This is a genomic window from Aeromicrobium sp. (assembly GCF_036675695.1).
Taxonomy (GTDB): domain Bacteria; phylum Actinomycetota; class Actinomycetes; order Propionibacteriales; family Nocardioidaceae; genus Aeromicrobium.
In genome coordinates this window covers 1-8186 of sequence record NZ_JAKFEL010000240.1, presented here as the reverse complement: position 1 = coordinate 8186, position 8186 = coordinate 1, and the positions used below count along the sequence as shown (strand labels likewise).

Annotated in this window: 11 protein-coding genes; 4 read left to right on the top strand and 7 right to left on the bottom strand. The window is 65.6% G+C overall.

What is annotated here, in order from left to right; genetic code table 11:
• From V6M39_RS15800 to miaA, 3 genes are all read right to left on the bottom strand, one after another.
• On the bottom strand, positions 1-701 hold a 701-nt coding region (locus V6M39_RS15800; RefSeq protein WP_442880821.1), incomplete at its 3' end, for an HflX GTPase family protein.
• A complete protein-coding gene (gene dapF, locus V6M39_RS15795) occupies positions 698-1531 on the bottom strand; it encodes a diaminopimelate epimerase (RefSeq protein WP_332644773.1) in 834 nt (277 codons plus the stop codon). The genes V6M39_RS15800 and dapF, both read right to left, overlap by 4 nt.
• 141 nt (positions 1532-1672) lie before the next feature.
• On the bottom strand, positions 1673-2596 hold the full coding sequence (miaA, locus tag V6M39_RS15790; RefSeq protein WP_332644772.1) for a tRNA (adenosine(37)-N6)-dimethylallyltransferase MiaA: 924 nt from the start codon (positions 2594-2596) through the stop codon (positions 1673-1675).
• A 72-nt stretch (positions 2597-2668) separates the two neighbouring features.
• On the opposite strand from miaA, the gene V6M39_RS15785 reads away from it, so the two are divergent.
• Complete coding sequence (locus tag V6M39_RS15785) at positions 2669-2893, top strand: antitoxin (RefSeq protein WP_332644771.1); 225 nt, start codon at positions 2669-2671, stop codon at positions 2891-2893.
• Here the strand turns inward: V6M39_RS15785 and V6M39_RS15780 are convergent.
• Complete coding sequence (locus tag V6M39_RS15780; protein WP_332644770.1) at positions 2890-3534, bottom strand: hypothetical protein; 645 nt, start codon at positions 3532-3534, stop codon at positions 2890-2892. The two genes, V6M39_RS15785 and V6M39_RS15780, sit on opposite strands and share 4 nt — an antisense overlap.
• Positions 3535-3568: 34 nt before the next feature.
• On the opposite strand from V6M39_RS15780, the gene V6M39_RS15775 reads away from it, so the two are divergent.
• Positions 3569-4162 carry a hypothetical protein gene (locus V6M39_RS15775; RefSeq protein WP_332644769.1) on the top strand — a complete coding sequence of 198 codons (594 nt, stop codon included), beginning with the start codon at positions 3569-3571 and terminating at the stop codon, positions 4160-4162.
• On the opposite strand, the gene V6M39_RS15770 is transcribed toward V6M39_RS15775, so the two are convergent.
• A complete protein-coding gene (locus tag V6M39_RS15770; RefSeq protein ID WP_332644768.1) occupies positions 4135-4725 on the bottom strand; it encodes an HhH-GPD-type base excision DNA repair protein in 591 nt (196 codons plus the stop codon). The two genes, V6M39_RS15775 and V6M39_RS15770, sit on opposite strands and share 28 nt — an antisense overlap.
• A 27-nt stretch (positions 4726-4752) precedes the next feature.
• Positions 4753-5316, bottom strand: a complete 564-nt coding sequence (locus V6M39_RS15765) for a DinB family protein (RefSeq protein ID WP_332644767.1) — start codon at positions 5314-5316, stop codon at positions 4753-4755.
• Between the two features lie 49 nt (positions 5317-5365).
• Here V6M39_RS15765 and V6M39_RS15760 point away from each other — a divergent pair, with 49 nt between their 5' ends.
• Positions 5366-6076: a hypothetical protein gene (locus V6M39_RS15760; RefSeq protein ID WP_332644766.1), complete on the top strand. Its 711-nt coding sequence runs from the start codon at positions 5366-5368 to the stop codon at positions 6074-6076.
• On the opposite strand, the gene miaB is transcribed toward V6M39_RS15760, so the two are convergent.
• Positions 6073-7536 carry a tRNA (N6-isopentenyl adenosine(37)-C2)-methylthiotransferase MiaB gene (gene miaB / locus V6M39_RS15755; protein WP_332644765.1) on the bottom strand — a complete coding sequence of 488 codons (1464 nt, stop codon included), beginning with the start codon at positions 7534-7536 and terminating at the stop codon, positions 6073-6075. The genes V6M39_RS15760 and miaB overlap by 4 nt on opposite strands.
• Positions 7537-7602: 66 nt before the next feature.
• Between miaB and V6M39_RS15750 the strand changes: the two genes are divergently transcribed.
• Positions 7603-8186, top strand: a 584-nt coding sequence (locus V6M39_RS15750) for an NADP-dependent oxidoreductase (RefSeq protein ID WP_332644764.1), incomplete at its 3' end; no start/stop codon positions are given.

The following is an 8186-nucleotide window of genomic DNA, read 5'->3' as shown; positions in this document are numbered from 1 at the left end:
TTGGCCTTCTTGGTCTCGCGGGCGACGCCGAGCTCCTTGAGCTCACGGCGCAGCTTCGTCATCTTCATCTGGATGCGACGACGATCGGTCTCGAGCTTGGTCTCACCGGGTCCACGACCACCGATGCCCTCACCGCCAGCGGCCTGACCACCGGCCTGGCGCGACAGCTCACCACCCCAACCGCGGAGTCGCTGAGTCTGGTACTGAAGCTGGGCCAGCTCGACCTGCGCCTTGCCCTCTTTGGACTTGGCGTGCTGGGCGAAGATGTCGAGGATCAGCGCCGTACGGTCGACGACCTTGACCTTGACCCGGTCCTCCAGGTTGCGGAGCTGGCTCGGTGCGAGGGCTCCATCGCAGATCACGGTGTCCGCGCCGGTTGACTCGACGGCAGCGCGGAGCTCCTCGACCTTGCCGGTGCCGATGTAGGTCGCCGGATCGGGCTTCTGGCGTCGCTGGATCAGCGCGTCAAGCACCTCGGATCCGGCGGTCTCGGCGAGCAGCTTGAGCTCGGCGAGCGAGTTCTCGGCGTCGAGGGCCGTGCCCTCGGTCCATACGCCGACGAGGACGACCCGCTCCAGACGAAGCTTGCGGTATTCGACCTCGGTGATGTCCTCGAGCTCGGTACGCAACCCATCGATGCGGCGGAGTGAATTGCGTTCTTCGAGCTCGAGTCCTTCCGTATTGCCTACTTGCTCGGTCATGCGATCCATTCCACGTCTTTGAACTGCATCGTGCCACGGGCGACGATCTCGGCAGGGCCAGTCAGGATGAGGTGGTCGTCGTCGGTCCACGTCACGTGGACCGTGCCACCGGGGACATCGACGCGATAGGTGACGGGGCGTGCCGCATCGTCGGCGTGCGCTGCTGCCGCAGCGACAGCGCAGGCACCGGTGCCACACGAGCGCGTCTCGCCGGAGCCACGCTCGTGCACGCGCATCGCGACGTGCTGGGCACCCTCGCGTACGACGAACTCGATGTTGACGCCTTCGGGGTAGGTCGCCTTGTCGTAGTCGGGCTCGACCAGCAGCGACCCTGCGTCGGTGAGCCGCTCGACGAACGCGACGGCGTGCGGGTTGCCGGTGCGTACGTCCTGTGCCTCCCATGTACGGCCGTCGGCTGTCACCTTGGAGACGCCGCGGATCTCGGGCCTGCCCATGTCGACCGAGATCTGATCACGGTCGAACGTGATGGTCTTGTCGCCGTCACGGGTGCCGATGACGAACGGCTGCGACGAATCGGCGAGTCCTTCTTGTACGAGGTGCAGGGCGAACACGCGAATTCCGTTGCCGCACATCTCGCTCACTGAGCCGTCGGCGTTCTTGTAGTCCATGAACCACTCGCCGGCTGACTGCTCACCGATCGCTTGCGTGCGGACAACGCGCATCACACCGTCGGCGCCGATGCCGCGACGACGGTGACAGAGGGCTGCCACGAAGGCACCGTCCAGCTCGCCGTGGATCGTGCCGTCATGGTCAGGAAGCAGCACGAAGTCGTTCTCCGTCCCGTGCCCCTTCAACCATGGAAAGTTCATTCCCCCAGTCTACGTGGGTTGCGCGAGCCTCTCGGCTAACGAGGTTTCGATACGCCCTCGTTCCTCGGGCTACTCAACCACCGATTTCTCGCTGGTTGAGTAGGAGGCCGCCCGCGGCCGACGTATCGAAACCTCGTGCGGTCAGAGACTCGGGCGACCAACGGCAGCGATTGCTTGGTCCAGGAGGTCGGTGGCGACGTGTTGCAGCCAGTGGATGCGGGGGTCCTTGCGGAAGTCGCGGTCCTGGCGACGAGCGAACTTGCGGGTGCCGGTGACCGTTGCCTCGCGCGCTTCGTCCTCGGTCATCTCGCCGCGCAGGAACGCAAGGATCTGCTGGTAGCCGAGAGCACGACTGGCCGTGAACCCGTCCTCGAGGCCAACCTCGCGCAGCGCACGTACCTCGTCGACGAAGCCGTCAGCCCACATCGCATCGACACGATCGGCCAGGCGTACGTCGAGCACATCGCGGGGCACGTCGAGCCCGATCAAGGTGACGTTCTCGTACACCGACTCGAACGGCGGCATCGTCGCAGCGAAAGGTTCGCCGGTGAGCTCGATGACTTCGAGGGCCCGGACGATGCGACGCCCGTTGGTGGGCAGGATGATCGCGGCCGCCTCGGGGTCCCGTCGAGCGAGTTCGGCGTGAAGGGCCTCCGAACCTCGCGCCTCAAGCTCAGCCGTCCACCGTTCCCGGACATCCTCGTCGGTGCCCGGGAAGTCGAGGTGGTCGAACACGGCACGTACGTACAGCGCCGATCCGCCGACCAGGATCGGGGTCGCTCCCCTGTGGTGGCACTCGGCAATCGTGCTGCGTGCCATCGCCTGGAACTCGGCGACGGTAGCGATGTCAGTCACGTCGAGCACATCAAACAGGTGGTGCGGGACGATGCTCCGCTCCTCGATCGTTGGCTTGGCCGTGCCGATGTCCATACCGCGATAGAGCTGCATCGAGTCGACGTTGACGATCTCAGATTGGCCGAGGCGTTGAGCCAGATCGACCGCCAAGCGTGACTTGCCGGACGCGGTCGGTCCGACCACTCCCACGATGCGGTCGACAGGTGCCATGTTTCAAGTCTCGCAGTACCGTGGCAAGACACACGGGGCCACCGCCCACACCAATTCTCAGGGGACGTAATCATGGGTTTTCTCGACAAGTTCAAGAAGCAGAGCGCCGGCCTGAAGGACAAGGCCGCTGACCTCGCTGCCTCACAGAACGACAACATCGACAAGGGCATCGACAAGGCTGCTGACCTCGCTGACAAGGCGACCGGCGGCAAGTACGACGGTCAGATCGACAGCGCAGCCGACAAGGCCAAGGACGCTGTCGACGACCTCGCCGAAGGCGACAAGCCGACGGCTTAGCTGACGCTCCAGTTGGCTACCCAGTAGCCAACACCCAAGGGCGCCACGTTCGCCCGCATCTGTGCGGTGATCGTGGCGTCCTTTGTCATCTCCCCCAGTGTCGCGAGCGGCCGCGCTCCAGCGACCCAGAGCTCGACCGCGAGATCTTGATCGATCGCCGCGAGGGCTCCGGCATCGCCGGTTTCGAGCGCCTGCGCAATTGCCGTGTCGAATGCGATCGCGCGCTCGTCGAAGTAGCCCGGCGCCTCGGTCGTACGTTTGGCGCTTCCGTCAGCCATCACCAGGAGCGCGACGCGACCGTCGATGTCGGGCCTGCCGGTCGAGTACGTACGAGGGCCGACCCACCCTGCACGCGCGAGCAGCCATGCACCGACGGTCAGGCTGAGCGGGAGCTCTGTGGAGTGGCCGCCGACGTGCAGGTCGACGCCGAAGTCGGCGAACGTACCTCCGGCGGTCTCGTCGCGGTCCATGTCGAGCGAGCCGGACCCGACGATCACGACACGCTCCGGCTCGCTGGCGAGCAGTGCGTCGACGGCGTCGTCGCAGGCTTGCCGCAGGTCGGCCAGGTCGTCAGCGGCACCCGAGGCGACCTCGGGCACCAGCATCGGCGGGTGTGGGCACACCGCGGCAGCAACGATCACGTTGTGAGGCTATCGCCCGTGACACGATGAGCCGATGAACCAGGACCGCGAGCTGCCGCCGTACCCGCCGGCGCGCAACGCGTGGGACTACCCGCCGCCGCCGATCTCGCGCCACTGGCGCTGGGCGCCGATCCTCGCCGTCGCGCTGGTCGCGATCGTCGGGACCGGCTTGATCGTGGCCAGTGTCGTGATCATGGGCAAGGACTTCCCGGGCATCATCGAGGACGACCGCATCGTGTCGGTGATCGATCGCGAGTGCGACATCATGACCGAGACCGTGAAGTCGATGCCCATCGAAGGCTCGGCGACTGAGCAGGCCAAGATCGTCACCGATCAGAACCAGGCGATCACCAACATGCTCACCGAGATCCGCAAGCTCGACGACGACGTACTCAAAGCCGATCCGCCGACCATCACGTGGCTGGATGACTGGGACTCGCTGATCTCGGCACGCGAGGCCTACGCCGAGCAGCTACGCGACGGATATGACACCGACTTCCGCATTCCGCGCGATTTGCACGGCGATCGGATCTACGAGCGCATGGACCTCGTATGGCTGTCTGCACCCGTATGCCAAGTGCCCGAAGAGTTGCTCGAGCCCTACCCGGCAGACGTGTCGGCAGTCTGAGCTGCCGCAGCGGCCTTCTTCTTGGCGACCTGCTTGAACGCGCGGACCTTGGCCAGCGATTCGGCGTCCACGACGTCAGCGACCGAGCGATAGCCCTTCTTGCCGTAGTCGCCGACGACCGTCGTCCAGCCGGGAGGCTTTACGTCGAGCTGTTTGGCCAGCAGGGCCGTGAAGATCTTGGCCTTCTGCTCGCCGAAACCCGGAAGCGCACGTACGCGTTGGAAGAGCTCCTTGCCCGTACGCGGTTCGGTCCAGATGCGTGAGGCGTCACCGTCGTACTCGTCAACGACGTGGCGGGCCAGCTCCTGCAGGCGACCGGCCATCGAGCGTCCGTAGCGGTGGATCGCCGGCGGTGTGGCGCAGAGGTCGGCAAACCCTTCGGGCTCAGCTTCGGCGATCGTGGCGGGGTCGAAGTTGCCGAACCGATCCAGCACCTTGGCGGGGCCGCGGAACGCATGCTCCATCGGATATTGCTGGTCCAGCATCATCCCGACGAGCAGAGCGAACGGGCTCGAGTTGAGCACCTCGTCGGCGTGAGGCTCCTGCGCGATCTTGATGGCCATGAGTCCATCCTGCCACTGGGTCGTGGGCTAGCGGAACGTGTTGGCAGCTGCCTCGATGCGGTCGACGTACGTCGACCAGTCGGTGTCGCTCGTCGCGGTGTCGGACCCAGTGCGCCCGTCGATCAGCTCGCGAACGATGTCGGCGTGGCCCGCGTGGTGCGCGGTGTCCTCGAGAACCCAAACCACCAGGTAGCCCAAGGTCGTGTCGGGAGATGGCCAGTGCGGCACTCGACCCGGGGTATCCAGGTCGAGCGCCTCGATCGTCGCGTCACTGTGGGCGCACGCCCGCTCGTAGAGGCCGAGGATGTAGTCGCTCGACTCGTCGGCCTTGGCCCACATGTCGGCGCCCTCCCAGACCGTGCCGTCCTCGTTCCACGGAAGCGTCTCGGGTGGTGGCCGGTCGAACGAGTCGCCGAAGTAGACATGCTCGACGCCGGTGAGGTGCTTGATCAGCCCCAGCAGGTTGGTGCCGGTCGGAGTCATCGGGCGGCGTCGGTCGTACTCGCTCAGCCCTTCGACCCTGTCGACCATGGTGGCCCGGCTCGTTTTGAGCTTGTCATGCAGAACGCCCTTGAGGTCCATGCCAGCCATGCTGCCATTCGGCTCCGACACGGTCCGATTGGCTGACACACTTCTTCGGGTGACCACACCACAGGACCCGTATGCGGGACAGCCAGCACCCGAGCACGGTGCCGCTCCTGCGCAGGAGCCAGCAACTCCGCCAACTCAGCCCGCGTACTACGGGCAGCCGACGCCGTACTACTACGGCCAGCCGACGCCCAACCCGCCCAGCCGGGTCGCGTGGTTCTCAATAGGTGCGGGATCCATGCTCGCGCTCGGGCTTGTCGGCCTCTTCATACTCGGAGTGATCATCGCCATCGTGGATGGCGAGTTCGACGAGTACGCCGAGGGCGACTACGAGTCTGGCTACGTCTACTACGTAGACCAGAAGTCGGTTGTCGATGCCGTCGAGGTGCCGTGCAACAGAATGATGGAGGCCGGGGACGCGATCGAGCTCTTCACCACTCCCGCCAAGGCAGCGGTCAGCATCAAGGCGTTCGCGGTGGAAGCACAGGGAATCGCCGACGCAATCGACAGAGCCGATCCCGATTCAGACAGCAAACAGTGGCGCGACGACTGGAACAAGCTTGCCCACAATCTCGAGACCTTCGCGATCGACTTGAACAAGTACGGAAACGACGCGTTCCTCAACACGTACACCGAGTTGGGAGAGGCGCCGATCATGGTTCGCATGGCCTACAGCACCGAGGCGAACTGCGAGGTCCCTCCGGTGGTCTTCGCGATGGACACCGACAACTCTGACTACTACATGGAGTTCAGCGGCTACTAGATCGCGCAGGCAGTGGCTGGCGGCAGCGGGGCGGGTGCGCCGAGGGTCGGCATGCCGAGTCCGACGCTGAGCACCTGCGTCTTGCCCTGACGTGACTCCCAGGCGTCGCCAGCGGGCGTACGGCGGTAGCTGATCGGCTCGTCATCGCTGACGAGGTGGTGCGGGGCGGCGTACGTGATGCGTACTTCGACCATGTCGCCAGGTCGTACGGGGTGGTCGCCGGGCGCGAAGTGCACCAACCGGTTGTCGCGGGCGCGGCCCGACAGGCGGTGCATCGCGTCATCCTTCTTGCCCTCGTGGTCGGCGACGAGCAGCTCGACGACCTGGCCTTCCTGCTTCTTCGCCTCATCCCACGCGACCTCGTTGACGACCTCGACGAGGCGCTCGTACCGCTCCTGCACGACTGCCTTGGGCAGCTGATCAGGGAGCTCCGCGGCAGGTGTGCCTGGACGCTGCGAGTACTGGAAGGTGTAGGCGCCGGTGAACCGCGCACGGCGTACGACGTCGATCGTCTCGAGGAAGTCCTCTTCGGTCTCGCCGGGGAAGCCGACGATGATGTCGGTCGTGATCGCTGCGTGCGGCATCGCCTCGCGTACGCGGTCGATGATCCCGAGGTACTTCTCCTGGCGGTACGAGCGGCGCATCGCCTTGAGCACGCGATCGGAGCCCGACTGCAACGGCATGTGCAGCTGAGGCATCACGTTCGGTGTCTCGGCCATCGCGGCGATGACGTCGTCGGTGAAGTCCTTGGGGTGCGGGCTGGTGAACCGTACGCGCTCGAGGCCTTCGATCTGGCCACAGGCGCGGAGCAGCTTGCCGAATGCGAGCTTGTCGCCGAATTCGACTCCGTACGAGTTCACGTTCTGGCCCAGCAGCGTGACCTCGACGACGCCGTCGGCGACGAGTGCCTCGATCTCGGCGAGGATCTCGCCGGGTCGGCGGTCCTTCTCCTTGCCGCGCAGGCTCGGGACGATGCAAAACGTGCAGGTGTTGTTGCAGCCGACGCTGATTGAGACCCAGGCGGCGAACACCGAGTCGCGCTTGGTCGGCAGCGTCGACGGGAACACCTCCAGCGACTCCAGGATCTCGACCTGCGACTCCTCGGCGATGCGGGCGCGTTCGAGCAGCACCGGCAGCGAGCCGATGTTGTGGGTGCCGAAGACAACGTCGACGTACGGCGCCTTCTTGGTGATTGTGTCGCGGTCCTTCTGCGCCAGGCAGCCGCCGACGGCGATCTGCATGCCGGGGTTCTTCTCCTTGACCGACGCGATGTGGCCGAGGTTGCCGTAGAGCTTGTTGTCGGCATTCTCACGCACGGCGCAGGTGTTGAAGACGACGAGATCGGGGGTCTGGTCGGTCGCGGCGGTGTAGCCAGCGGTCTCGAGCAGGCCCGACAGCCTTTCGCTGTCGTGCACATTCATCTGGCACCCGTAGGTGCGCACCTCATACGTCTTCGTCATGACCGTCCAAGGATACGTGGGCGGGTGGGTGTTGCGGCCATGGCTGTGGGGCGTCAGGCTGCGGTCATGCGAGCAGTCGTCTACGAGCGCTACGGCGATCCCGAAGTGCTGTCCCTCAAGGACGTGCCAGTCCCGAAGCCAGTCAAAGGGCAGGTCCAGATAGCGGTCGTGGCGACGTCACTCAACCTCTCGGACTGGGAGACGTTGCGCGGTTGGCCCGCGTACTCGCGCATCGGTGGCATACGCAGACCACGGCGGCACGTGCTCGGCTCCGACATCGCCGGTCGCGTCACGGCGATCGGTCCAGGCGTGACCCGGTTCGCCGTCGGGGACGAGGTGTACGGCGACAACCTGCAGCTCAAGGGCGGCTTTGCGGAGTACGCGGTCGCACCCGAGTCAGCGCTGGCACTCAAGCCCTCGGCGCTGTCGTTCGCGGAGGCATCGACCATCCCGCAGGCGGGAGTCATTGCGCTGCAGGGAGTGGCTGACGCCGGCCCGGGCACGCGACTGCTGATCAACGGCGCGGGCGGCGGGTCGGGAGCATTCGCGATCCAGCTGGCCAAGCGCGCCGGAGCACACGTGACTGGCGTGGACAACGCGAGCAAGCTCGACTTCATGCGCCAGCTCGGGGCTGACGCGGTGATCGACTA